Source organism: Castellaniella hirudinis (assembly GCF_042651965.1).
GTDB classification, from domain to species: Bacteria; Pseudomonadota; Gammaproteobacteria; order Burkholderiales; family Burkholderiaceae_B; genus Castellaniella; species Castellaniella hirudinis.
The window spans coordinates 164,679-186,838 of record NZ_JBHSDY010000004.1 but is presented as its reverse complement, the minus strand read 5'-3'; the positions used below and the strand labels follow the sequence as shown (position 1 = coordinate 186,838).

Sequence of the window (22,160 nt, the reverse complement as noted above, 5' to 3'; positions counted from 1 at the left end):
ACCGGCCGCGCGTCGGTTCCCCCCGCTTCGTCGATCAGGCCGGTTCACCGACCGCGCTGATGATCAGGGCCGTCAGGTTCGACGCCGCGGTTCCGAGGCTCGTCCTTCCCCGGATCATGTCCCGCGCAATCGCCTCGCCCGCGCCATAAATGCCGATGCAGCGCAGCCGCAAGGTATCGTCGGGCAGGCGGGTGAACGGCGCCAGCGCCTCCTGGTAAATGGCCACGTACCCGTCGACCAGCTCCTGCTGGACCGTCTCCATCTGATCGTCGCCTTTCAGGGCGGCTGACAGGGCGTGCCATTCCGGGCCCACTGTGACGTAGCAGTTCATGTAGGCGTTGCCGACGATCCGGGCGATGTCCGCCAGCCGTTTCGGGGATTGCGCCAGAGCGTCCAGCAGCACCCGGACCTGCTTGGCGTCGATTTGCCGGTACATCGCGGTCAGCAGGCCGGCTCGCGTCCCGAAGTGTTCATAGGCCACCGGCTTGCTCACCCCCGCCGATTCGGCCAGCGCGCCCAGCGTGAGCGCATCCGTGCCGTGGTCGCGGACGATCTCCATGGCCGTGTCCAGCAGTTGTTGCCGTCTGTCGGCCTTCGTCATTCTGGATGTGGCGTGTTTTTTCATGGGCGGCGTTTGTCTTTGTCGATCAGTGGGCGGGAGGCATGCGCGGAGCGCTTGACGTTTCGTGGATGAGAGTATAACCTACCAACAGTAACTTACTAATGGTAGGTTACGGCAGTCCCCCTTTCTTCTTTCTCCTGGACGATATTTCACCATGACAGACCATCCTTTTCCTGTATTGATGATCGGAGGCGCCGGCGTCGTCGGCGCGCATGCGGTACGAATCCTGCGCCAGCTTCATCCCACGCTGCCCCTGGCCATCGCGGGGCGCAGCCTGGCCCGCGCGCAGGCGCTGGCCGATGAAGTGGGCCATGCGGCGGCCGTCGCCGTCGACCTGACGCGGCAGGACCTGGGCCTGCCCGCCGGATCGCGCTACAGCGCCATCGTCATCTTCTTGAAGGACGACAGGCTCAATGCGATGCGTTATGCGCAGCGGCAGGGGACGCCGTTCATCTGCCTGTCCAGCAGCACGTTCGAGATCGGGCTGGAGGTCGCCCAGTTCATTCATGGACCCGGCAAGGCGCCGATCTACCTGGCCGGGCACTGGCTGGCCGGGGCGTCGCTGATGCCCGCGCTGCTGCTCGCCCGGGAGTATCGCGAGATCGATGAAATACACCTTGGCGTGCTCGTGGATGAAATGGATCTGGGCGGTCCTGCGGCGCACGCGGATTATGAGCGGATCGTTGGCAGCAGCCCCGCCGCGCTGGTCCTGAAGGAGGGCCGGTTTGCCTGGGTCAAGGGCGATGATGCGAAAACCGAGGTGCGCGGCATCGACGGCGTGGTCCGGCAGGCGGATGCCTATGCGCCTTTCGACATCATCAGCCTGGCCGCCGCGACGAATGCGCGCAACATCCGGCTGGATTTGGTCGTGGGGGAATCGGCTTCCAGGCGGCGCGGGGAAGCCTTCTCGACGGAAATGCAGATCACGGTCGACGGCATCCTGGCCACGGGATCGCGCGCGCGCAGCGTGCATCAGATCGTCCATCCCGCCGGCCAGGCGCCGCTGACCGGTCTCGGGGCGGCCCTGGCGGTAGAGCGGCTGGTCGGTGCCAGAGGAGACGATCCGGTGGCGCCTGGCCTGTACATGCCCGAGCTGCTGATCGACCCTGCCTATTATGTGAGCCGCATGTCGGAGTTTGGGGCGCGCATGGCGCGGCAGGACGAACCGGTGGGAGCGCATATCCAATGAATACGGATACGAATACAATGGCGCCCGTGCTGATCCTGGGGGGCTACGGCAGCCTGGGCAGCGGAGTCGCCCGGATGTTGCGGCGGCTGCACCCGGCTCTGCCCATTACGATCGCCGGCAGGAACCTGCAGGCGGCGGAAACATTGGCCCTGGAGATCGGAGCGGCAAGCGCGGTCTCCGTCGATCTGGGGCGGACCGACCTGGGACTGCCCGCCGGCCGCGAGTACAGCGCGGTGGTCACCGCGCTTCGGGACCTGTCGCTGAACTCGATGCGCTATGCGCAAGGGATGAAGATCCCCTATCTGGCCTTGTCGGATGCGCCGTTCGAAATCGGACCGCTGGCCGCGCGGTTCATGCATGACCCGCATAGCGCGGTGATGCTGCTGGGCCACGGCATTGGCGGCGTTCCCGCGCTGGCGGCGCTTCATTTCGCCAAAGGCTTCGAGTCCGTCGATCGGATCGACATCGGCCTGATATTCGATCCCCAGGATCCGTTCGGGCCCGCGTCTGCCGTGGATATGGCGCATATCGCCGAGGACGGGCCTCCCTCGCTGATCCTGGAGCGGGGCGCATGGCGCTGGGGCGACAGTCCGGCGTCCGACGACCGGCCGATCACGGGGCCCGGCGGTGTGCGGCACGAGGGGCAGGCCGTCGGCCTGCTCGACGTGCTCAGCCTGGCTTCGGTGATGCCGCAAGGTTCGATCCGCGTGGATGCCGCCCAGGGGCCGACGCAGAGCAGCAGGGCGGGTGGGAAACCGTCTCACGAGGTCGTCATCGAGATTGAGGGGAAGACGCTCGACGGCAGCCACGGCCGCCATCGTTACGCGCTGATCGACGGCGACGGCTATGCCGCGCTCAGCGCGCGCGGCATAGCCGTCGCCGTGGAAACCATGCTGGGTCTTGTCGGCGGCCCGCCGCCGCCCGCCGGGCTTTATTTCCCGGAGAGCGTGATGGATACCGACCACTTCATGGATCGGCTGAGGTCATTCGGCGTCTCGATCGGCCAGGAGGTGGGGCCGGATGCATGAAAGGCGCTATGGCCGGGCGCGCGGCTTGCTGGGCGTCCAGTCCACGTCGTGCCGGGCCAGGTATTCCCGGATCAGTTGCCGCACCACTTGCGACGGCGTCAGGTCCTGAGTGGCGCAGAGCTGTTCGAAGGCTTTCTTCTTGTTGGGGTCGATCAGCACCGTCAGGCGGGCGGTCTTGTTTTCCAGCGGGGGCGGGCTCATGGTTCGGGTCTCGGTCGGGCCGGCGTCGTGGCCGGCAGCGGCAGTCGGGTCCGCAGGGTTTCTTGTAATCGGGCTTTCAGGGCCGCCGGGAAATCCGGGCGTTCGGCCGGCGGCAGCAGGCGGTCCAGCGTCTCGGTGCGGTCCGCGTCGTAGCGGCGGGCCGAACCCAGCGCGGCTTCCAGCGCATTGGCGCGCGCCGTCAGTTCCGCAGGATCGCCTTGCACCAGGATCAGGGCGTGGACGAGTCCCACGTGGCGGTCGGGCGCGTGCCCCGGAATGCGCCGCCAGACCTGTGCGGTGCCTGCGATTTTGCGGGTCGGGGACGGCACGGCCAGATTGTACCTGCCGTCGCAGAACGAGCCCTCGACCGCCTGCGCCCGGGTTTCGATGCCGAAGGCGGCCAGCGTGTCGCCGATCAGCGCGCACAGGTGCCGGTAGAAGGCTTCGGAATGGTCCAGGGGGCGGCCGGCGAAGACCTGCGCCAGGCTCAGATTCAGGATGCCGGGTCCCTGGGGCACCACGCCGCCGCCCGATTGGCGTACGTGAACGGGACAGCCCCGGGCCGCGAAGTCGGCCTGGACGGCCGCGAACCCCGGGCGGGCCGCATACGTGCGCGGCACCACCAGCCCCGGCGCCGCGGTCCACAGACAGGCCACGGGCTCCCGGGCGGCCGGGGCCAGCAGGACTTCGTCGGCCAGCGGCCCGGCGGCGGGGTCGGCGTCCAGCAGGCGATACGTGTCAGTCAAGCAAGCCTCTAAGAAAGCTGGGTCGCCGCGAAGGTCTCTTCGTCCATGAACAGATAGCGGATCGCGTCGATCAGGCCCAGCACCACGGCCAGGGGCAGGAAGATCCAGCAGAGGACCAGCAGGCCCAGGCCCCAGCCGACCTGGCCCAGGTAGAAGCGGTGCGCGCCCAGCCAGCCCAGGAACAGGGCCAGCACGATGGCGATCTTGCGCTGGCTGGCCGGGCGGCCCAGGGTCTCGCCGCGCGAACGCAGAATCCACAGGCTGGCAGGGACGGTCAGGGCCAGCGCCAGCAGCACCTTGCCGGTGTGGGCGCGCAGATAGTCCGCTGCGGCGTAATACAGGTCGCCGAAATTACGGATCAGCACGCCCGTCAGGGACGAAATCCAGGCAAAGACTTCGCCGAAGACGGTTTCCCCGAAGCTCAGGGCGAGCAGGATGACGAGGAAGATCGCTACGATCAGGATCAGTTTCTTCAGCACGGAGGTCCCTTGTGAAGCCCGCGCGGGCGCCAAGCCTCATTCTATCGGGAATGCGGGCGTTCAGCGCGCGCAGGCCTGGCGGATTGCGTGATCCCATTCGGCCAGGCGTCCGGCCGCCTCGTCGCGCGGCATGGCCGGCTCGAAGCGCCGTTCGACGCGCCACAGCGATTCCAGTTCCTGCAGGTCGGCGTAGACGCCTGCCTGCAGGCCGGCCAGAAAGGCCGCTCCCAGCGCCGTGGTCTCGACCATGGTGGGACGCAGCACGGGGATGCCCAGCAGGTCCGCCTGGAACTGCATCAGCAGGTCGTTGACGCAGGCGCCGCCGTCCACGCGCAGTTCGCGCAGCGGCGCCGCGCCGGCTTCCTGGGCGTCGCGGCTCATGGCGTGCAGCAGCGCGGCGCTCTGGTAGGCGATGCTCTCCAGGGCGGCCCGGGCGATGTGGGCCATGGTGGTGCCGCGCGTCAGGCCGGTGATGGTGCCGCGCGCCTCGGGATCCCACCAGGGCGCGCCCAGGCCGGTGAAGGCGGGCACGAACATCACGCCGCCCGAATCCGGCACGCTGCGGGCCAGTTCCTCGATGTCGCCGCTGCGCACAAAAGCGCGCAAGCCGTCGCGCAGCCACTGCACCACGGCGCCGCCCACGAACACGCTGCCTTCCAGGGCGTAGGCAGGCAGGCGGTCGGGCTGCGCCGCGCTGGTCGTCACCAGGCCGTTGCCGGACACCTGGAACTGTTCACCCGTGTGCATCAGCATGAAGCAGCCCGTGCCGTAGGTGTTCTTGGCCATGCCGGGGCGGAAGCACGCCTGGCCGAACAGGGCGCTCTGCTGGTCCCCGGCCACGCCGCAGATCGGCACGGCGCAGCCCAGAATATCCGGGTCGGCGGCGCCGAAATCCGCCGAAGAGGGCAGGATGTCCGGCATCATGCGCGCCGGCACGTCCAGCCGGTCCAGCAGTTCCGGGGCCCAGGTGTTGGTGTGCACGTCCATCAACATGGTGCGCGCCGCGTTGCTGACGTCGGTCAGGTGATGGCGGCCGCCGGTCAGTTTCCAGATCAGCCAACTGTCGATGGTGCCGAACAGCAGCTCGCCCGCCTGCGCGCGGGCGCGCGCGCCGGGCACGTGGTCCAGGATCCACTTCAGTTTGGTCGCGGAAAAATAAGCGTCGATGCGCAAGCCGGTGCGTTGCAGGATCTCGGGTTCCAGGCCCTGCGCGCGCAGTTCCGCGCAAGTCGGCTCGGCGCGCCGGTCCTGCCAGACGATGGCGTGGTGGATCGGTTCCCCGGTGCGGCGGTCCCAGACCACGGTGGTCTCGCGCTGGTTGGTGATGCCGATGGCGCGGATGTCGCGCGCGGCGATGCCCGCCCGGTGCAGGGCCTCGGCGATCGTGTCGCGCTGCGTCTGCCAGATTTCCAGGGGATCGTGTTCGACCCAGCCGGGCTGGGGGTAGTGCTGGGTGAATTCGCGCTGCGCCAGGCCCACGATGCGGCCCTGGCGGTCAAAGACGATGCTGCGGGTGCTGGAAGTGCCCTGGTCCAGGGCGAGCAGGTAAGTCATGCCTTCGCGACTCCTTGGTGCGTGTGAACGGGCCCTAGATATCTTCGGGAGCGATGACGCAGTCCACGCCGGCGGCCTTGAGCAGGCCGGGAAAGGGCTCCGGGGGGCGGGCGTTGGTGAACAGGCGGCCGATCTGGGACAGCTCCCCCAGCCGGACCATGGCCGGCCGGTGGAACTTGCTGGTGTCGGCGGCCATCCAGACTTCCCGGGCCGACTGCATGATGGCCTGGGACACCTTGACCTCGCGGAAGTCGTAGTCGCGCAGCGTGCCGTCGGCCTCGATGCCGGAAATCCCCATCAGGGCGATGTCGGCGCGAAACTGGCGGATGAATTCCACCGTGGCCTCTCCCACGATGCCCAGATCGCGGGGGCGCACGCTGCCGCCGGCCAGAATGACTTCGCAGCCGGGCTGCCGGCCCAGGGTGTAGGCCACGTTGACGTTGTTGGTGATGATGCGCAGCCCCGTATGGTTGGACAGGGCGCGTGCGATGGCTTCGGTGGTGGTGCCGATATTGATCAGCAGCGAACAGTCGTTGGGGATTTCGCGGGCGATGGCCTGGGCGATGCGTTCCTTTTCGCCGGCATGCAACTGGGCGCGCTGGCGGTAGGCGATGTTCTCGATGGTCGAATTGGGCAGCCGGACGCCGCCGTGGAAGCGGACCAGCAGGTTGGCCTCGGCCAGGCGCTGGACGTCGCGGCGGACGGTCTGGACCGTGACGTCCAGGTCGCCGGCCAGGGTCTCCAGGCTGCAGGAACCCGAGCCCTGCAGGCGGTTGAGCAGCTTGATCTGACGAGGATTGGGGTGCATGGAATCAGCTTTTGTCATGACCGGCACACTGTACAGCGAAAGGAAAAGAAAAAATCCTAGGGTTTATATGGACAGAAAAAAGAGTAAAAACGAACAATAATTCACAAAAAGGAACTTTTGGAGTAAGGGTCCATGCAACTCAAGCTGGCGCGCGTCGGCAAGAAAGTCGGCGCCGAAACCTGGCTGCACCCCCTGGATCTGGCGCCGCGCGAATCCGCGGTCACAGTCCTGCTGGGGGTGACCCGCGCGGGCAAGACCAGCCTGATGCGGCTGATGGCCGGCCTGGATGCGCCCACCACGGGCCGCGTCCTGGTCGACGACATCGACGTCACCGGCCTGCCGGTGCGCCACCGCAACGTCGCCATGGTGTATCAGCAGTTCATCAATTACCCGTCCATGACGGTTGCCGCCAATATTGCCTCGCCGCTGCGGCTGCGCGGTGAAGCCGATGCCATGTCCCGGGTGCGTGAAATCGCGCGCTCCCTGCATATCGACGAATTTCTGGACCGCCTGCCCGCTGAACTGTCCGGCGGCCAGCAGCAGCGCGTCGCCCTGGCGCGCGCCCTGGCCAAGGACGCGCCCCTGATGCTGCTGGACGAACCGCTCGTCAATCTGGACTACAAGCTGCGCGAAGAACTGCGCGAGGAACTGGGCACGCTGTTCGAGCAGGGCCGCTCCACCGTCATCTATGCCACGACCGAACCCGGCGAGGCGCTGCTGCTCGGGGGCTATACGGCCGTGCTGGATCAGGGCGAGCTGCTGCAATACGGCCCCACGCTGGACGTGTTCCGTCGGCCCGCGTCGATCCGGGTGGCGCGCGCCTTCAGCGATCCCCCCATGAATTTCCTGGCGGCCCGCGCCGACCGCGCGGCGGTCAGCCTGCGCGCCCTGACCGAAGTGAACCTGCCGGCCGGCCAGGACGTGCCCGACGGCGACGTGACCGTGGGCTTGCGCGCGGCCGACCTGTCGCTGACCGACCAGGGCGGCGACTGCCGGATTCCGGGACGGGTCCAACTGGCCGAAATCTCCGGCTCCGCCACCTTCGTCCACGCCGACACGCCTGTCGGCAGTCTGGTGGCCCAGGTGCCGGGCGTCCAGCATCACGGCCTGGGCGACGCCGTCACCCTGCATTTCTCCAGCCGCCGGGCCTATGTGTTCGGGCCGGACGAATCCCTGCTGCGGGCGCCCCTGGCGCAGGAGGCCTGACATGGCGCGCATCGAACTTCAACTGGCGCACAGCTACGCGCGCACGGTCCATTCCGACGCCGACTATGCGCTGCTGCCGCTGGACATCACCTTCGAGGACGGCGGAGCCTACGCCTTGCTGGGGCCGTCGGGCTGCGGCAAGACCACCATGCTCAACATCATCTCGGGTCTGGTCACGCCGTCGCATGGCGCCATCCGTTTCGACGGCGTGGATCGCACCCGCGCCACGCCCCAGGAACGCAACATCGCCCAGGTGTTCCAGTTTCCCGTCATCTACGACACCATGACGGTGGGCGAAAACCTGGCGTTTCCCCTGCGCAACCGAAAGGTGCCGGCCGACCGGATCCGCGAGCGGGTCGGGCGCATTGCCGAAATGCTCGACCTGTCCGCCCAGCTCGATCAGCGTGCGGCCAATCTGGCGGCCGACGCCAAGCAGAAAATTTCTCTGGGACGCGGGCTGGTGCGTCCGGACGTCTCGGCGGTGCTGTTCGACGAGCCCCTGACGGTGATCGATCCCCACCTGAAATGGGAACTGCGCCGCAAGCTCAAGCAGATCCACCACGAACTGGGCCTGACGCTGATCTACGTGACCCACGACCAGGTCGAGGCCATGACCTTTGCCGATCAGGTGCTGGTGATGGCGCGCGGCCGGGTGGTGCAGCAGGGCGCCCCGGCGGACCTGTTCGAACGCCCGCGCCACACCTTTGTCGGCCACTTCATCGGCTCGCCCGGCATGAATCTGCTGCCGGTCGAGGCGCGTGCGGACGGCGCGCTCTGGCTGGGCGAACAGCGCCTGGGCCGCCCGGAGGGGGTGGCGCTGCCGGCCGGGCCGCTGACCCTGGGCATCCGGCCCGAATACCTGTGCCTGGCGTCCGAGGGTGACGCGGACACGGTGCCGGCCACGGTCACCCAGGTGCGCCACGTGGGCACCCGCCAGCTGCTCGGCGCTCGGGTCGGCGACCAGGAAGTCAAAGTCCATCTGCCGGCCGACGCCGTGCCGCCCGCCGTCGGCGCGGCCGTGCGCCTGGCGCTGGTCGGCCCCCATACCCGCTATTACCGCGACGAGGAGCTTGTCGAATGAGCGCGACCGTCAAACCCGTCAATCAAAAGGCCTGGTGGCTGATCCTGCCGGTGATTCTGTGCGTGGCGTTTTCTGCCATCATCCCGCTGATGACCGTGGTCAATTACTCGGTCCAGGACATCATCTCGCCGGACAATGCGGTGTTCGTCGGCACCGAGTGGTTCACGGCCATCATGCGCGACGAAGACCTGCACGCCGCCTTGTGGCGCCAGCTGCTGTTCTCCGGCGCCGTGCTGGCGATTGAAATCCCCCTGGGCGTGATGCTGGCCCTGTCCATGCCGGCGCGCAGCTGGCGGGCCTCGGCCGTGCTGGTGATCGTGTCCCTGTCGCTGCTGATTCCCTGGAACGTGGTGGGCACCATCTGGCAGATCTTCGGCCGCACCGACATCGGCCTGTTCGGCTGGACGCTGGCCCGCCTGGGACTGGACTACAGCTACGTCGGCAATCCCGTCCACGCCTGGCTGACCGTGCTGCTGATGGATATCTGGCACTGGACGCCGCTGGTGGCGCTGCTGGCCTACGCCGGCCTGCAATCCATCCCCGAGGCCTATTACCAGGCCGCCAGCATCGACGGCGCCAGCAAATGGGCGGTGTTCCGCTACATCCAGTTGCCCAAGATGCGCGGCGTGCTGATGATCGCCGTGCTGCTGCGCTTCATGGACAGTTTCATGATCTACACCGAACCGTTTGTGCTGACGGGCGGCGGGCCGGGCAATTCCACGACGTTCCTCAGCCAGTACCTGACGCAAAAGGCCATCGGCCAGTTCGACATGGGGCCTGCCGCCGCTTTTTCCCTGATCTATTTCCTGATCATCCTGATGTTCTGTTTCGTGCTGTACAACTGGATGCTGCGCGTCGGCACCCGGGATGCGGAGGCCGCCCATGACTGACCGTTCGTTCCTGCCGCGCAAGCGCACCGTCTTTCTGATCCTGTATCTGGTGTTTGCCTTGCTCCCCATCTACTGGATGGTGGTCATGAGCTTCAAGACCAATCAGGGCATCCTGGCCGAATTTTCTCTGTTCCCCCGTGAATTCACGCTGGACAATTACCGGCTGATCCTGACCGACCCGTCCTGGTATATGGGCTACGTCAATAGCCTGATCTACGTCTGCCTGAACATGATCATGGCGATTGCCGTGGCCTTGCCTGCGGCCTACGCGTTTTCGCGCTATTCCTTCCTGGGCGACAAGCATGTGTTCTTCTGGCTGCTGACCAACCGCATGACGCCGCCCGCCGTGTTCCTGCTGCCGTTCTTCCAGCTTTACACCACGCTGGGGCTGATGGATACGCATTGGGCCGTGGCCTCGGCGCACCTGCTGTTCAACGTGCCGCTGGCGGTCTGGATCCTGGAAGGCTTCATGAGCGGCATCCCGCGCGAAATCGACGAGACCGCCTATATCGACGGCTACAGCTTCCCACGCTTCTTCCTGACGATCTTCCTGCCGCTGATCAAGTCGGGGGTCGGGGTGGCGGCCTTCTTCTGCTTCATGTTCAGCTGGGTGGAGCTGCTGCTGGCGCGCACGCTGACCAGCGTGGATGCCAAACCCATCGTGGCCATCATGACCCGCACCGTTTCGGCCTCGGGCATGGACTGGGCCACCCTGGCGGCAGCCGGCACGCTCACCATCGTGCCGGGCGCCATCGTCATCTGGTTCGTGCGCCACTACATCGCGAAGGGCTTCGCGATGGGCCGGGTCTGAATGGCCCAACAGGAATACTAGGAATACGCCATGTTCAATTGGATGGTCTGGACCACCCCCACCGCCGTGTTCTTCATCTGCATCGTGCTGATGCTGGCGTGCATGACGGTCTGGGAAATCCGTTCGCCCACGGTGCTGCGCAAGGGTTTTCTGCCCATGGCGACCACGCGCGGCGACCGCCTGTTCATCGGCCTGCTGGCGGCCGCGTACATCAATCTGGCCTTTCTCGGGCTGGGCGAGACGTTGATGGAATGGTTCTCGCTGGATGAGGAGCCCTCTGTCTGGATCAGCTTCGTGCTGTCCATGGGGGTGCTGGCGTTCATCATGCGCAAAGCCTGACAAAACCGTTTTTACGCATTTCCGGCGCCGGCCTATTTCCCCGGGCGGCGCCGGCAGACAGGGCAGGGGAGTCCACAAGAGGAGATCACGATGAAATTCCGCCACACCGCCTTGGCGCTGGCCGTCGCCTGCGCCCTGGGAAGCCAGGCCGCCTGGGCCGGCCCCGCCGAGGCCCAGAAGTGGGTCGACACCGAATTCCAGCCTTCCACGCTGAGCAAGGATCAGCAGATGGCGGAAATGCAGTGGTTCATCGATGCCGCCGCCAAGCTCAAGGCGCAGGGCGTCAATGAAATCAACGTGGTCTCCGAGACCATCACCACCCACGAATACGAATCCAAGGTCCTGGCCAAGGCCTTCACGGAAATCACCGGGATCAAGGTCAACCATGATCTGATCCAGGAAGGCGACGTGGTTGAAAAACTGCAGACCTCGATGCTGTCGGGCAAGTCCATCTACGACGGCTGGATTTCCGATTCCGACCTGATCGGCATGCACTATCGCTATGGCGAAGTCCTGTCGCTCACCGACTATATGGAAGGCGACGGCAAGGCCTACACCAACCCGGGCCTGGACCTGAAGGACTTCATCGGCACGTCCTTCACCACGGCGCCGGACGGCAAGATGTACCAGTTGCCCGACCAGCAGTTCGCCAATCTGTACTGGTTCCGCTACGACCTGTTCAACCGGCCCGACCTGAAAGAGAAGTTCAAGGCCAAGTACGGCTACGAGCTGGGCGTGCCGGTCACCTGGACCGCCTACGAGGACATCGCCAAGTTCTTCTCCGAGGACATCAAGACCCTGGACGGCAAGCCCATCTACGGGCACATGGATTACGGCAAGAAGGATCCGTCCCTGGGCTGGCGCTTCACCGACGCGTGGCTGTCGATGGCGGGGTCGGCCGACAAGGGCACCCCCAACGGCATGCCGGTGGACGAGTGGGGCATCCGTGTGGCCGACGACAAGTGCACGCCGGTGGGCGCGTCCGTGGCGCGCGGCGGGGCGACCAACTCGCCGGCCGCCGTCTACGCGCTGACCAAGTACATCGACTGGATGAAGAAATACGCGCCCAAGACGGCGCTGGGCATGACCTTTTCCGAATCCGGCCCCGTGCCGGCCCAGGGCGAGATCGCCCAGCAGATCTTCTGGTACACCGCTTTTACGGCGGACATGACCAAGAAAGGCCTGCCGGTGGTCAACGAGGACGGCACGCCCAAGTGGCGCATGGCGCCGGCGCCGCACGGTCCCTACTGGAAGGACGGCATGCAGAACGGCTACCAGGACGTGGGTTCGTGGACTTTCTTCAAGAACCATGACGCGAACAAGGTCGCCGCCGCCTGGCTGTACGCCCAGTTCGTGACTGCCAAGACGACCTCGCTGAAGAAATCCATCGAGGGCCTGACCTTCATCCGCGACAGCGACATCCACAGCGACTACTTCACCAAGAACGCCGACAAATACGGCGGCCTGATCGAGTTCTACCGCAGCCCGGCGCGGGTGGCCTGGACTCCGACCGGCACCAACGTGCCGGATTATCCGAAGCTCGCGCAGTTGTGGTGGCGCAGCGTGTCCCAGGCGATCGCCGGGGAAAAGACGCCGCAGCAGGCGATGGACAATCTGGCCAGCGAAATGGACAAGGTCATGGCCCGCCTGGAACGTGCCGGCATGAAGCGCTGCGCGCCCAAGCTCAACGAAAAGAGCGATCCGGCCAAGTGGCTCAGCGACGATCACGCCCCGTGGAAGAAGCTGGCCAACGAGAATCCGAAGCCGGAAACCGTGTCCTACGATTCTCTGCTGCAGGCCTGGAAAGAAGGCCGCGTCCGTTGAGGGGAGTGTGAACGATGTCCCAGACTGCTGTGCTGCCGCCCGTCACGACGGATCGGGATCGATTGCTGCATGACCTCGAGGCCTTGTCCGAGGTCGATCTGATCGTCATCGGCGGCGGCGCCAGCGGCCTGGGCGTCGCCCTGGATGCCCGGCTGCGGGGCCTGTCGGTCCTGCTGCTGGAATCCAATGATTTTGCCGGCGGCACTTCCTCGCGCGCGACCAAGCTCGTGCACGGTGGGGTCCGCTATCTGGCCCAGGGCAATATCAGCCTGGTGCGCGAGGCCCTGCACGAACGCCGGGCGTTGCTGAACAATGCGCCGCACCTGGCCCAACCCCTGGCCTTCGTCATGCCCGCTTACCGGCCCTGGGAGGTGCCGTTCTACGGCACCGGCCTGAAGGTCTATGACGCCCTGGCCGGCTCCGCCAGCCTGGGGCGCACCGAGTGGCTGGGGCGCGCCCGCACGGCGGACCAGTTGCCGGGCCTCAAGACCGCCGGCCTGTTCGGCGGCGTCAAATATTGGGATGGCCAGTTCGACGATGCCCGGCTGGCCCTGACGTTGGCGCGCACGGCCGCCGCCCAGGGCGCCCTGCTGCTGAACTACTGTCCCGTCGTCGACGTGCTGCACGAAAACGGCCGCGTCAGCGGCGTGCGCTGGCGCGACGCCCTGGACGCCGCCGGGCGCGAGGGCACGGTCCGCGCCCGCTGCGTCATCAACGCCACCGGCGTCTGGGTCGACGACCTGCGCCGCCTGGACGACGCGGCCCGGGGGCAGGACACCACCCCCATGGTGGCGCCCAGTCAAGGGGTGCACCTGGTGGTCGACCGGTCGTTCATGCCGTCGTCCGAGGCCTTGCTGGTCCCGCGCACCCGCGACGGCCGCGTGCTGTTCGCCGTGCCCTGGCTGGGGCACCTGATTCTGGGGACCACCGATACGCCGCGCGACGCCGTGGCGCGCGAGCCCCGGGCGCTGCCCGAGGAAATAGCGTTCATTCTGAATGAATCTGCCCACGTGCTGGCGCGTGCGCCCCGGGCCGGGGACGTGCTCAGCGTCTGGGTCGGGCTGCGCCCCCTGGTGCGGCCTGCGCACGAGGACGAGGGCGGCACCAAGACCATCAGCCGCGAACACACCGTCCGGGTCAGCCCGTCCGGGCTGGTCACCGTGACCGGTGGCAAATGGACCACCTACCGTTCCATGGCCGAAGACGTGCTGCGCCATTGCCAGGACGCGGGGCTGGTGCCGGCTTTGCCGCCCGGCCGCACGGCCGGCTTTTCGCTGCTGGGCGCACCGCCGCCCGGCGCGCCCGCCACCCGCCTGACGGATTCGCCGGGGCTGCATGTCTACGGCACCGAGGCCGCCGACGTCCAGGCGCTGCCGGGGGCCGATCAGGACCTGGGCCTGGGGCTGACCGAAGCCATGGTCCGCCATGCCGCACGCCGCGAATACGCCCGCACCGTCGAAGACGTATTGGCTCGCCGCCACCGGATGCTGTTTTTGCATGCGGACCGGGCGATGCAGGCGGCGCCTGCCGTGGCCCGCATCCTAGCCGAGGAAATCGGGTCTGATGGGGATCCGGACGCCTTTCTGGGGCTGGCCGAACAGTACCGCCACGTCCCGGCCTGACCTCGATCCTAAGTTACGTATTGTTGCCGGTGGGCAACATTTATCAGGGTAAATCACTATCCGCCCTCGGATTTTCCCTGATGTAATAACGTTTATTAACAATATTTGCTTTTGTTAAATGTTAAGTGACGTCAAATTCAAGGGCAGTTAAGGCTATACTCCTACCGTTCATGTCAAATATGCATGAAAATGTATTTTTGATGTCTGGATTTAATTGTTGTGACTGTCAATTTGTGACAATTGATTCAGGTGCGGGCATCGCCATCGGCCTGATTGCTGAAGTGATGAAGCCGGTTTCCGTTCGCGGAACCCGGCAATAGCCAAAAAGGTATCTCATGTCCACTCTCGATTCCACGTTGTTGAATGACATCCGCGAGGTCAATCTGTCCTACCTGATGTTGGCCCAGCGCCTGCTGCGTGAAAATCTGGCCGCCGGCATGTTCCGGCTGGGCTTTGACGCCGATGTCGCGGAAATCATCCTCAACCTGTCACCCGCCCAGATCGTCCGGCTGGCCGGCTCCAATTCCGTGCTGTGCGCCTTCCGCCTGAACGACGCCCAGTTGCTCAACTCCCTGACGCACGAGGTCCTGGGCGGTGTGCTGCAGCAAGCGCATTCCACCATCCTGATGGCTCGGCAGGAAACCGTGTCAGTCTAACCCCATGTCCAGCAAGAGCGTTTCCAGGGAAGCCGACGACATCCTGCTCGCGACGGACATGATCCGTCTGGGAGCCCGCCTGCAGGTGCTGCAGGCCGAGACTTCCCTCAGTTATGACCGGCTGGCGCGCCTGTACCGCGAGGTCAAGGGCGCCTCGCCCCCCAAGGGCATGCTGCCGTTTTCGGTGGACTGGTTCATGACCTGGCTGCCGAACATCCATTCCAGCCTGTTCTACAACATCTACCGGTACATGGATGCCTTCACCCCGGCGAAGAAATCGCAGGCGCTGGTGGAGGCCTATCGCCTGTACCTGGAGCAGTCCTCGGTGGGCCTGCAGCCCGGCGAGGGCCCCGACGAACCGGTACTCAGCTTCACGCGCGCCTGGATGCTGGTGCGTTTCTTCGAAAGCGGGCTGGTGCAACTGTCCGGCTGTCAGCAATGCCGGGGCCTGTTCGTCGCCCATGCGCACGATCCCGAATCGGGGTTCGTCTGCGCCATCTGCAAGCCGCCGCCCCGGGCGGGCAAGACCCGCGCACGCCGCCGGTCGGCGGCGCGTATGCCGGCCTGAGCGGGCGGACCCGGGGATTTGTGGACAAAAAGACCTGTTTAACCATGCTTTTGAATGCAGGAAAACAGGCGATGATGGCGGTATTCTGACTCTCAAGGCGTGCGCACGTGTTTATCATCCTGGGATACCTGATCGTATTCGTTGGGGTCTTCGCCAGTTTTGTCGGCATGGGCGGCCACATGGGCGCCCTGTGGCAGCCCTTCGAGTTCACCCTGATCGGCGGTGCGGCCCTGGGCGCGTATATCGCCGCCAGCAACGGCGCCTCGATCAAGCTGCTGCTGCATGCCATTCCCAAGGCCATCAAGCGCAGCCCCTATGGCAAGCCGCTGTACATGGAACTGCTGGCGCTGCTGTACACCTTGTTGAACAAGGCCCGGCGTGACGGGCTGATGTCGATCGAGTCCGACATCGAAGACCCCAAAGCCAGCGCCATCTTCACCCAGTATCCCCAGGTCCAGAAGGACGCCAAGCTGATGGAGTTCCTGACGGACTACCTGCGCATCATGATCAGCGGCAACATGAATTCCTTCGAGATCGAAACGCTGATGGACCAGGAAATCGAGGCCCTGCACAACGAGCATCACACGCCGGTCAATGCCGTGCGCGCCGTGGCCGACGGTCTGCCCGCTTTCGGGATCGTGGCCGCCGTGCTGGGGGTGGTCAAGGCCCTGGCGGCCGTCGATCAGCCGCCGGCCGTCCTGGCCGACCTGATTTCCAAGGCCATGGTGGGCACCTTCCTGGGTATTCTGCTGTCCTACGGCTTCTGCGCGCCGTTCGCCTCGGCGGTCGAGCGCCAGTCGGTGGCCTCGATCAAGGTGCTTGAATGCATCAAGGTCACCCTGCTCGCCAGCATGAACGGCTACCCGCCGCCCCTGGCCGTCGAATTCGGCCGTAAAGTCCTGTTCTCGTCCGTCCGTCCCTCGTTCTCCGAGCTCGAAGCCCACGTGCGGCAGACGAAGAACCAGACGGCGGGCCGCTGACGGTAGGGGACAAGGGGTATGGCCAAGAACGATACCGGCCGCGTCGTCGTCCGCCGCAAGCGGGCCTACGGCGAATCCCATCACGGGGGTAGCTGGAAGATCGCCTACGCGGATTTCATGACCGCGATGATGGCATTCTTCCTGGTGATGTGGCTGCTGCTGCTGGTGCCCAAGAAGGACCTCCAGTCCATCGCCGAATACTTCCGCATGCCGCTGATGACGGCCATCACGGGCGGCGAGAAAATGGACAACAGCAAGTCCAAGATTCCCGGCGGCGATCCCAGTGTGATCCCCAATCCGCATCCCCTGCCTCAGGCCAAGCCCCAGGTCGACAACGACCGCGAAAGCGATGCGGAGCGGATGGAGGACGAGGCCGACCAGGAAAACCTGGAAAACCTGAAGCAGAAGCTCGACAACCTGATCGAGCACAATCCGACGCTGATGCAGTTCAGGCCCCAGTTGCTGCTGGACATGACGCCCGACGGCCTGCGCATCCAGATCCTGGACCAGCAGAATCGGCCGATGTTCACCACCGGCAGCGCGGTGGTGCAGACCTATATGCGCGACATCCTGCGGGAACTTGCTCCGCTGATCAGCCAGCTGCCGAATTCGATCACGATCTCCGGCCACACCGATGCGCTGCGCTATGCCTCGGGCGACCGCAACTACAGCAACTGGGAACTGTCTGCGGATCGCGCCAATGCCGCGCGCCGCGAGCTGGTCGCGGGCGGCCTGGTGGAAAACAAGGTCAAACGCATCCTGGGCATGGGCAATACCATCGACCTGGTCAAGGACGATCCGATGGCGGCCGTCAATCGCCGGATCAGCATCCTGATGCTCAATCGGCGCGCGGAGCGGCGTATCGACGAGCAGAGCGCCTCGGGCCGGGATAGCGTCGAACTGCAGAAACGATTGGAACTGTTGCGGCATCCTGCGTCTGCAGACGGCGCCGCGCCGCACCCCGGCGCAGGTTCCCGCGCCACGCCGGCCGCTGCGCCGGCGCCGGCTGTTTCCGCACCGGCCGCAGGCGCCGCCTCCGGGCCGGGCGCCGCGACTGTATCCCCCCCAGCGGGGCAATCCACAGGCACGCCGGGCGTTTCCCCGTCCGGCGTATCCAGCAATCAAGGGTGAGGACGGATCATGAGTGCAGGCGTGGACCTGAGTGAGTTTTTCGACACCTTCTTCGATGAGGCCGATGAACTGCTGACCAATATGGAACAGCAGTTGCTGAACCTCGATCTGGAACAGCCGGACCCGGACGTGCTCAACGGCATCTTCCGGGCCGCGCACTCCATCAAGGGCGGGGCGGGCACCTTCGGCTGTTTCGAGGAACTGGCCAAGACCACCCACTTGCTGGAAAACCTTCTGGACCTGATCCGTCACGGGGAAATGCCCCTGCGTCAGGACATGATCGACCTCTTTCTGGAGACCAAGGACGTGTTGACCGATCAAGTCGCCGCCTATCGTAGCTCGGGAAAGCCCGATCAGCAGGTCTATGAGCGCATCTGCGCCCAATTGCGCCAGCTGGCCCTGGAACAGCAGCAGGGCGGGGCGGCGCCGGCCGCCGCACCTGCCCCCGTCGCGACTCCCGCGCCCGCTCCGGCGGCGCCTGCGCCGGCCCCCCAGGCCGCGGCGCCCGCAGGCGACCTGCCGGTCCGGGTCCGGATCAGCCGCATCCAGGACAAGGACGTCGAATCCCTGGCCAATGAAATGGCCCTCATGGGGCAGATCCTGCACCGCGATCACAGTGGCGGCGACTTGACGCTGTGGTTGCAGACCACCACCTCGGCCGATGACCTCGAGGCCGTGTGCTGCTTCATCGTCAATGCCGATCAAGTGTCCGTTGCCCGCGAAGCCGTTCCGGGCGCCGCGCCGGCCGCCGTCGCGCCCGTTGCTGAAGCGCCCGTTGCGCCGGCCGAACCCGCGCCTGCTCCGGTCGCGGAGGCCGCTCCCGTCCAGGATGCGCCGGAACCGGCCGCTTCCCGGGAGGCCGCGGAATCCGCCGACAAGTCCAGCGGCTCCAAGGCCGCCAAGCCCAAGGAAAGCGGCACCATCCGCGTGGGTGTGGAAAAAGTCGACCAGATCATCAACCTGGTTGGCGAACTCGTCATCACCCAGGCCATGCTGCTGCAGACCTCGCAGACGCTGGACCCGGTGCTGCACGACCGCCTGCTCAACGGCATCGAGCAGCTCGAGCGCAATGCCCGCGACCTCCAGGAGGCCGTGATGTCCATCCGCATGATGCCGATGGACTACGTCTTCAGCCGCTTCCCGCGCGTGGTGCGGGAAAACGCCACCAAGCTGGGCAAGCGCATCCGGCTGGTCACCAAGGGCCAGGCCACCGAACTGGACAAGAGCCTGATCGAACGCATCATCGATCCGCTGACCCACCTGGTGCGCAACAGCCTGGACCACGGCCTGGAAGTGCCGGACGCGCGGATTGCCCAGGGCAAGGACCCGGAAGGCACCCTGACCCTGTCGGCCCAGCACAACGGCGGCCAGATCATCATCGACGTGATCGACGACGGCGCCGGTCTGAACCGCGAACGGATCCTGAAAAAGGCCATCGCCTCCGGCTTCCCCGTGTCGGAGGCGACGCCCGACGACGAACTCTGGCAACTGATCTTCGCGCCGGGCTTCTCCACGGCGGAAAAAATCACCGACATTTCCGGCCGCGGGGTCGGCATGGACGTGGTGCGACGCAATATCCAGAGCATGGGCGGCCATGTGCAGCTGGCTTCGCGCAAGGGCGAGGGCACCACCACCCGCATCGTGCTGCCCCTGACGCTGGCCATCCTGGACGGGATGTCGGTCAAGGTGGGTGAAGAGACCTTCATCCTGCCGCTGTCTCACGTCACCGAATCGATGCAGGCGACGGACGAGCAGATCCACCGCATTTCCGAGACCGAGCAGGTCCTGCACGTGCGCGGCGAATACCTGCCCATCGTCGCTTTGCACGAAATCTTCAACGTGGCGCAGGCCGAAACCGACCTGACCCGGGCCATTGCCGTGATCCTCCAGGCCGAGGACCAGCGTTTCGCCCTGATGGTGGATCACCTGATCGGCCAGCATCAGGTCGTGGTCAAGAATCTCGAAACCAACTATCGCAAGGTGCCGGGCATTTCGGCCGCCACGATTCTGGGCGACGGCAGCGTGGCCCTGATCGTCGACGTGTTCGCCCTGCGTCGCACCACCTCGCTGCGGGCCGGCGCGGCCGCCTGACCCGCATTCCACACGGAGCCATCATGAATCAAGCCACCCCCACGCAAGCGCAGGGAGAAACCCAGGGCAAGGAATTCCTGATCTTCACCCTGGCCAACCAGGAATACGGGATCGATATCCTCAAGGTCCAGGAAATCCGGGGCTATGACAGCCAGACCGTCACGCGCATCGCCAACGTGCCGTCCTTCGTCAAGGGCGTCACCAATCTGCGCGGCGTGATCGTACCCATCGTCGATCTGCGCCTGAAGTTCAATATGGACAACGTGGAATACACCTCGCAGACCGTGGTGGTGATCCTCAACGTCCGTTCCCGGATCGTGGGCGTGGTGGTCGACGGCGTGTCCGACGTGCTGATTCTGCAGAATGCGCAGATCAGCGCGGCGCCGCAGTTCGGCTCCGCATTCTCCACCGAGCACCTGACCGGCATCGGCACCGTCGGCGAACGCATGCTGATTCTGGTGGACATCGAAAAGCTCATGACCAGCGAAGAAATGGCGCTGGTCGAGGAGGCGGTCGCCTGATTGATCGGGCGGCTCATCTTTTTCCTACCCCCCCGGCGGGCTTCACACACTGGGTTTTGATCTCATGAAATCAGGCGGAAAATCGCTCATCGGCGCCCTCAAGGTCCGCACCAGTCTGATCCTGGTGCTGGTGTTCTTCTTTTTCATGCTCATCTCGGGGGCGCTTCTGGGCGTGCTGTCCCTGAAGATGAACAATGACGCGCTGCGTAAAATCACCACCGATGACGCAACCGTCCTCCTGCTGGACGAATCTGTCGGCCGTTACCGCGAAGTCCAGGTGCTGATGGGCCGGACGCTGGGCAGCATCGTCATCAACAGCGATCTGGCCAATAGCGCCATCCTGTCCGGCTGGGGGGGCGCGGACGCATCGACCGGCGCCAGCACGCTCAGCGAAGGGTCACAGGCCCTGATCGCCCTGGCCGAAACCCGCTTGAAGCAGGCGCATGAGACGCTCGACCGCTTCCGCGAGGCCGCCCGGGCGAGCATGAGCGAGGACGAGCAGGCTGGGCTGGTCGAGCAGATCGTCCAGTCCTACACCGGCCTGCTCAACCAGGAACTGCCGGCCGTACTCACGCAGCTCAAGGCCGGCGACATCGAACAGTACGAAAAGCTGCAGTCCGAGCGGATCGAACCCGCCGAACGCCGTTTCGAGCAGGCCGTCCAGTCGCTCAAGCAGCGCCAGCAGGAGGTGACCGCCCGAGCGGTGGCGGATGAGGCCGATCACCTGCGTTTGGTGGTCCTCATCGTGGGCGCGTCCATGGTGGTGGCGCTGCTGTTTGCCGTGGCCGCCTACCTGTTCCTGCAGCGTGTGGTGCTGCGTCCGCTGCGCGAGGCCGGCCGGCATTTCGACCGGATTGCGGCGGGCGACCTGACCGAGACCATCCACGTGCCCTCGCGCAACGAGATCGGCGTGCTTTACCTGGCCATGCAGCGCATGCAGGAAAGCCTGGTGCGCATGGTCTCCACGGTGCGCGGCGGCGTGGGCGAGATCCGCCTGGGCGCCCAGGAAATCTTCGCCGGCAACACCGACCTGAGCAGCCGCACCGAGCAGCAGGCGGCGTCCCTGCAGCAGACCGCCGCCAGCATGGAACAACTGGCCAGCACCGTGCGCCAGAATTCCGACAACGCCGCCCAGGCCGACCAGCTTGCCAAGACGGCCGCGGACGTGGCCCAGCGCGGCGGCGCCGCCGTCACCAGCGTGGCCGAGACCATGACCGGCATCACCGAAAGCTCGGGCAAGATGGCCGAGATCGTCAGCGTGATCGACGGCATCGCCTTCCAGACCAACATCCTGGCCCTGAATGCGGCGGTCGAAGCCGCCCGCGCGGGCGAGCAGGGCAAGGGTTTTGCCGTCGTGGCCGGCGAGGTCCGTTCGCTGGCGCAGCGCAGTTCCCAGGCCGCCAAGGAAATCAAGGGCCTGATCGACGATTCCGTGACGCGGGTGCGCCAGGGTTCGGAGCGCGTCCAGGACGCGGGGCGCATCATGGGCGAGATCGTCCAGTCGGTGCAGGGCGTCACGGCCATCATGAACGAGATTTCCTCGGCTTCGCGCGAGCAGGCTGACGGCATCAGCCAGATCAACACGGCGGTCAACGACATGGACCACGTCGTGCAGCAGAACGCCGCCCTGGTGCAGGAAGCAGCCAGCGCCGCCGGCTCTCTGCAGGACCAGGCCGAGCACCTCAGCACCGCTGTTGCCGCCTTCCAGCTCAATGAGGGCGGGGCGGTGATCGACGTCCAGGGCGGGCAACTGGGCTATACTCCGCGCGCCGGCCAGCCGGCTTTGGCGCTGGAACAGGCCTGACCCCGATTC

At 65.7% G+C, this 22,160-nt stretch carries 22 protein-coding genes; 16 read left to right on the top strand and 6 right to left on the bottom strand.

Annotation, left to right across the window (positions count from 1 at the left end; genetic code table 11):
- Nucleotides 1–34: 34 nt before the first annotated feature.
- Entirely contained in the window at nucleotides 35–601 is a 567-nt protein-coding gene (locus ACFO0J_RS07935; RefSeq protein ID WP_376812532.1) for a TetR/AcrR family transcriptional regulator, read from the bottom strand.
- A 202-nt stretch (nucleotides 602–803) separates the two neighbouring features.
- On the opposite strand from ACFO0J_RS07935, the gene ACFO0J_RS07930 reads away from it, so the two are divergent.
- Nucleotides 804–1,811: an NAD(P)-dependent oxidoreductase gene (locus ACFO0J_RS07930; RefSeq protein WP_376812531.1), complete on the top strand. Its 1,008-nt coding sequence runs from the start codon at nucleotides 804–806 to the stop codon at nucleotides 1,809–1,811.
- A gap of 17 nt (nucleotides 1,812–1,828) precedes the next feature.
- Nucleotides 1,829–2,839: a saccharopine dehydrogenase family protein gene (locus ACFO0J_RS07925; protein ID WP_376812530.1), complete on the top strand. Its 1,011-nt coding sequence runs from the start codon at nucleotides 1,829–1,831 to the stop codon at nucleotides 2,837–2,839.
- A 6-nt stretch (nucleotides 2,840–2,845) separates the two neighbouring features.
- Here ACFO0J_RS07925 and ACFO0J_RS07920 read toward each other — a convergent pair whose 3' ends face one another.
- Genes ACFO0J_RS07920 through ACFO0J_RS07900 form a run of 5 tightly spaced genes read right to left on the bottom strand, consistent with a single transcriptional unit; the run spans nucleotide 2,846 to nucleotide 6,627 of the window.
- Complete coding sequence (locus ACFO0J_RS07920) at nucleotides 2,846–3,025, bottom strand: ribbon-helix-helix protein, CopG family (RefSeq protein ID WP_376812588.1); 180 nt, start codon at nucleotides 3,023–3,025, stop codon at nucleotides 2,846–2,848.
- Between the two features lie 11 nt (nucleotides 3,026–3,036).
- Nucleotides 3,037–3,786: a lipoyl protein ligase domain-containing protein gene (locus ACFO0J_RS07915; RefSeq protein ID WP_376812529.1), complete on the bottom strand. Its 750-nt coding sequence runs from the start codon at nucleotides 3,784–3,786 to the stop codon at nucleotides 3,037–3,039.
- Between the two features lie 8 nt (nucleotides 3,787–3,794).
- The gene (locus ACFO0J_RS07910; protein ID WP_376812528.1) at nucleotides 3,795–4,265 is read right to left on the bottom strand and encodes a TM2 domain-containing protein; all 471 of its coding nucleotides are present in this window, start codon (nucleotides 4,263–4,265) and stop codon (nucleotides 3,795–3,797) included.
- A gap of 60 nt (nucleotides 4,266–4,325) precedes the next feature.
- Entirely contained in the window at nucleotides 4,326–5,819 is a 1,494-nt protein-coding gene (gene glpK / locus ACFO0J_RS07905) for a glycerol kinase GlpK (protein ID WP_376812527.1), read from the bottom strand.
- A 34-nt stretch (nucleotides 5,820–5,853) separates the two neighbouring features.
- Nucleotides 5,854–6,627 carry a DeoR/GlpR family DNA-binding transcription regulator gene (locus ACFO0J_RS07900; protein WP_376812526.1) on the bottom strand — a complete coding sequence of 258 codons (774 nt, stop codon included), beginning with the start codon at nucleotides 6,625–6,627 and terminating at the stop codon, nucleotides 5,854–5,856.
- Between the two features lie 132 nt (nucleotides 6,628–6,759).
- Between ACFO0J_RS07900 and ACFO0J_RS07895 the strand changes: the two genes are divergently transcribed.
- The 14 genes from ACFO0J_RS07895 to ACFO0J_RS07830 all read left to right on the top strand — a co-directional run bounded on the left by ACFO0J_RS07895 (nucleotide 6,760) and on the right by ACFO0J_RS07830 (nucleotide 22,151).
- On the top strand, nucleotides 6,760–7,833 hold the full coding sequence (locus ACFO0J_RS07895) for an ABC transporter ATP-binding protein (RefSeq protein WP_376812525.1): 1,074 nt from the start codon (nucleotides 6,760–6,762) through the stop codon (nucleotides 7,831–7,833).
- A 1-nt stretch (nucleotide 7,834) separates the two neighbouring features.
- The gene (locus ACFO0J_RS07890; RefSeq protein WP_376812524.1) at nucleotides 7,835–8,914 is read left to right on the top strand and encodes an ABC transporter ATP-binding protein; all 1,080 of its coding nucleotides are present in this window, start codon (nucleotides 7,835–7,837) and stop codon (nucleotides 8,912–8,914) included.
- Nucleotides 8,911–9,804 (top strand): carbohydrate ABC transporter permease, encoded by an 894-nt coding sequence (locus tag ACFO0J_RS07885; protein WP_376812523.1) that lies wholly within the window; start codon nucleotides 8,911–8,913, stop codon nucleotides 9,802–9,804. The genes ACFO0J_RS07890 and ACFO0J_RS07885 overlap by 4 nt, the downstream gene beginning before the upstream one ends.
- The gene (locus ACFO0J_RS07880) at nucleotides 9,797–10,615 is read left to right on the top strand and encodes a carbohydrate ABC transporter permease (RefSeq protein WP_376812522.1); all 819 of its coding nucleotides are present in this window, start codon (nucleotides 9,797–9,799) and stop codon (nucleotides 10,613–10,615) included. Before ACFO0J_RS07885 ends, ACFO0J_RS07880 begins: the two co-directional genes overlap by 8 nt.
- 30 nt (nucleotides 10,616–10,645) lie before the next feature.
- Nucleotides 10,646–10,954: a DUF2160 domain-containing protein gene (locus tag ACFO0J_RS07875; RefSeq protein WP_376812521.1), complete on the top strand. Its 309-nt coding sequence runs from the start codon at nucleotides 10,646–10,648 to the stop codon at nucleotides 10,952–10,954.
- Between the two features lie 90 nt (nucleotides 10,955–11,044).
- Complete coding sequence (locus ACFO0J_RS07870) at nucleotides 11,045–12,778, top strand: ABC transporter substrate-binding protein (protein ID WP_376812520.1); 1,734 nt, start codon at nucleotides 11,045–11,047, stop codon at nucleotides 12,776–12,778.
- Nucleotides 12,779–12,792: 14 nt separating this feature from the next.
- Nucleotides 12,793–14,400: a glycerol-3-phosphate dehydrogenase/oxidase gene (locus tag ACFO0J_RS07865; protein ID WP_376812519.1), complete on the top strand. Its 1,608-nt coding sequence runs from the start codon at nucleotides 12,793–12,795 to the stop codon at nucleotides 14,398–14,400.
- A 335-nt stretch (nucleotides 14,401–14,735) separates the two neighbouring features.
- Nucleotides 14,736–15,056, top strand: a complete 321-nt coding sequence (gene flhD / locus ACFO0J_RS07860) for a flagellar transcriptional regulator FlhD (RefSeq protein ID WP_376812518.1) — start codon at nucleotides 14,736–14,738, stop codon at nucleotides 15,054–15,056.
- 4 nt (nucleotides 15,057–15,060) lie between these two features.
- Entirely contained in the window at nucleotides 15,061–15,624 is a 564-nt protein-coding gene (gene flhC / locus ACFO0J_RS07855; protein ID WP_376812517.1) for a flagellar transcriptional regulator FlhC, read from the top strand.
- A gap of 107 nt (nucleotides 15,625–15,731) precedes the next feature.
- Nucleotides 15,732–16,604, top strand: a complete 873-nt coding sequence (motA, locus tag ACFO0J_RS07850) for a flagellar motor stator protein MotA (RefSeq protein ID WP_376812516.1) — start codon at nucleotides 15,732–15,734, stop codon at nucleotides 16,602–16,604.
- Nucleotides 16,605–16,622: 18 nt separating this feature from the next.
- Nucleotides 16,623–17,735: a flagellar motor protein MotB gene (gene motB, locus ACFO0J_RS07845; protein ID WP_376812515.1), complete on the top strand. Its 1,113-nt coding sequence runs from the start codon at nucleotides 16,623–16,625 to the stop codon at nucleotides 17,733–17,735.
- Nucleotides 17,736–17,744: 9 nt separating this feature from the next.
- Nucleotides 17,745–19,826 carry a chemotaxis protein CheA gene (gene cheA, locus ACFO0J_RS07840; RefSeq protein WP_376812514.1) on the top strand — a complete coding sequence of 694 codons (2,082 nt, stop codon included), beginning with the start codon at nucleotides 17,745–17,747 and terminating at the stop codon, nucleotides 19,824–19,826.
- Between the two features lie 23 nt (nucleotides 19,827–19,849).
- The gene (locus ACFO0J_RS07835; RefSeq protein ID WP_376812513.1) at nucleotides 19,850–20,347 is read left to right on the top strand and encodes a chemotaxis protein CheW; all 498 of its coding nucleotides are present in this window, start codon (nucleotides 19,850–19,852) and stop codon (nucleotides 20,345–20,347) included.
- Between the two features lie 64 nt (nucleotides 20,348–20,411).
- Nucleotides 20,412–22,151, top strand: coding sequence for a methyl-accepting chemotaxis protein (locus tag ACFO0J_RS07830; RefSeq protein WP_376812512.1), 1,740 nt, complete (start codon nucleotides 20,412–20,414; stop codon nucleotides 22,149–22,151).
- Nucleotides 22,152–22,160: the final 9 nt, after the last annotated feature.

Bases quoted from the DNA above. Each gene is read 5' to 3' on its own strand.
- ACFO0J_RS07835 (WP_376812513.1), top strand. From the start codon at position 19,850: ATGAATCAAGCCACCCCCACGCAAGCGCAGGGAGAAACCCAGGGCAAG.
- ACFO0J_RS07865 (WP_376812519.1), top strand. From the start codon at position 12,793: ATGTCCCAGACTGCTGTGCTGCCGCCCGTCACGACGGATCGGGATCGA.
- ACFO0J_RS07885 (WP_376812523.1), top strand. From the start codon at position 8,911: ATGAGCGCGACCGTCAAACCCGTCAATCAAAAGGCCTGGTGGCTGATC.
- ACFO0J_RS07925 (WP_376812530.1), top strand. From the start codon at position 1,829: ATGGCGCCCGTGCTGATCCTGGGGGGCTACGGCAGCCTGGGCAGCGGA.
- ACFO0J_RS07875 (WP_376812521.1), top strand. From the start codon at position 10,646: ATGTTCAATTGGATGGTCTGGACCACCCCCACCGCCGTGTTCTTCATC.
- ACFO0J_RS07880 (WP_376812522.1), top strand. From the start codon at position 9,797: ATGACTGACCGTTCGTTCCTGCCGCGCAAGCGCACCGTCTTTCTGATC.
- cheA (WP_376812514.1), top strand. From the start codon at position 17,745: ATGAGTGCAGGCGTGGACCTGAGTGAGTTTTTCGACACCTTCTTCGAT.
- ACFO0J_RS07935 (WP_376812532.1), bottom strand. From the start codon at position 601: ATGACGAAGGCCGACAGACGGCAACAACTGCTGGACACGGCCATGGAG.
- glpK (WP_376812527.1), bottom strand. From the start codon at position 5,819: ATGACTTACCTGCTCGCCCTGGACCAGGGCACTTCCAGCACCCGCAGC.
- motB (WP_376812515.1), top strand. From the start codon at position 16,623: ATGGCCAAGAACGATACCGGCCGCGTCGTCGTCCGCCGCAAGCGGGCC.
- flhD (WP_376812518.1), top strand. From the start codon at position 14,736: ATGTCCACTCTCGATTCCACGTTGTTGAATGACATCCGCGAGGTCAAT.
- ACFO0J_RS07830 (WP_376812512.1), top strand. From the start codon at position 20,412: ATGAAATCAGGCGGAAAATCGCTCATCGGCGCCCTCAAGGTCCGCACC.
- ACFO0J_RS07930 (WP_376812531.1), top strand. From the start codon at position 804: ATGATCGGAGGCGCCGGCGTCGTCGGCGCGCATGCGGTACGAATCCTG.
- ACFO0J_RS07890 (WP_376812524.1), top strand. From the start codon at position 7,835: ATGGCGCGCATCGAACTTCAACTGGCGCACAGCTACGCGCGCACGGTC.
- ACFO0J_RS07895 (WP_376812525.1), top strand. From the start codon at position 6,760: ATGCAACTCAAGCTGGCGCGCGTCGGCAAGAAAGTCGGCGCCGAAACC.
- ACFO0J_RS07900 (WP_376812526.1), bottom strand. From the start codon at position 6,627: ATGCACCCCAATCCTCGTCAGATCAAGCTGCTCAACCGCCTGCAGGGC.
- flhC (WP_376812517.1), top strand. From the start codon at position 15,061: ATGTCCAGCAAGAGCGTTTCCAGGGAAGCCGACGACATCCTGCTCGCG.
- ACFO0J_RS07870 (WP_376812520.1), top strand. From the start codon at position 11,045: ATGAAATTCCGCCACACCGCCTTGGCGCTGGCCGTCGCCTGCGCCCTG.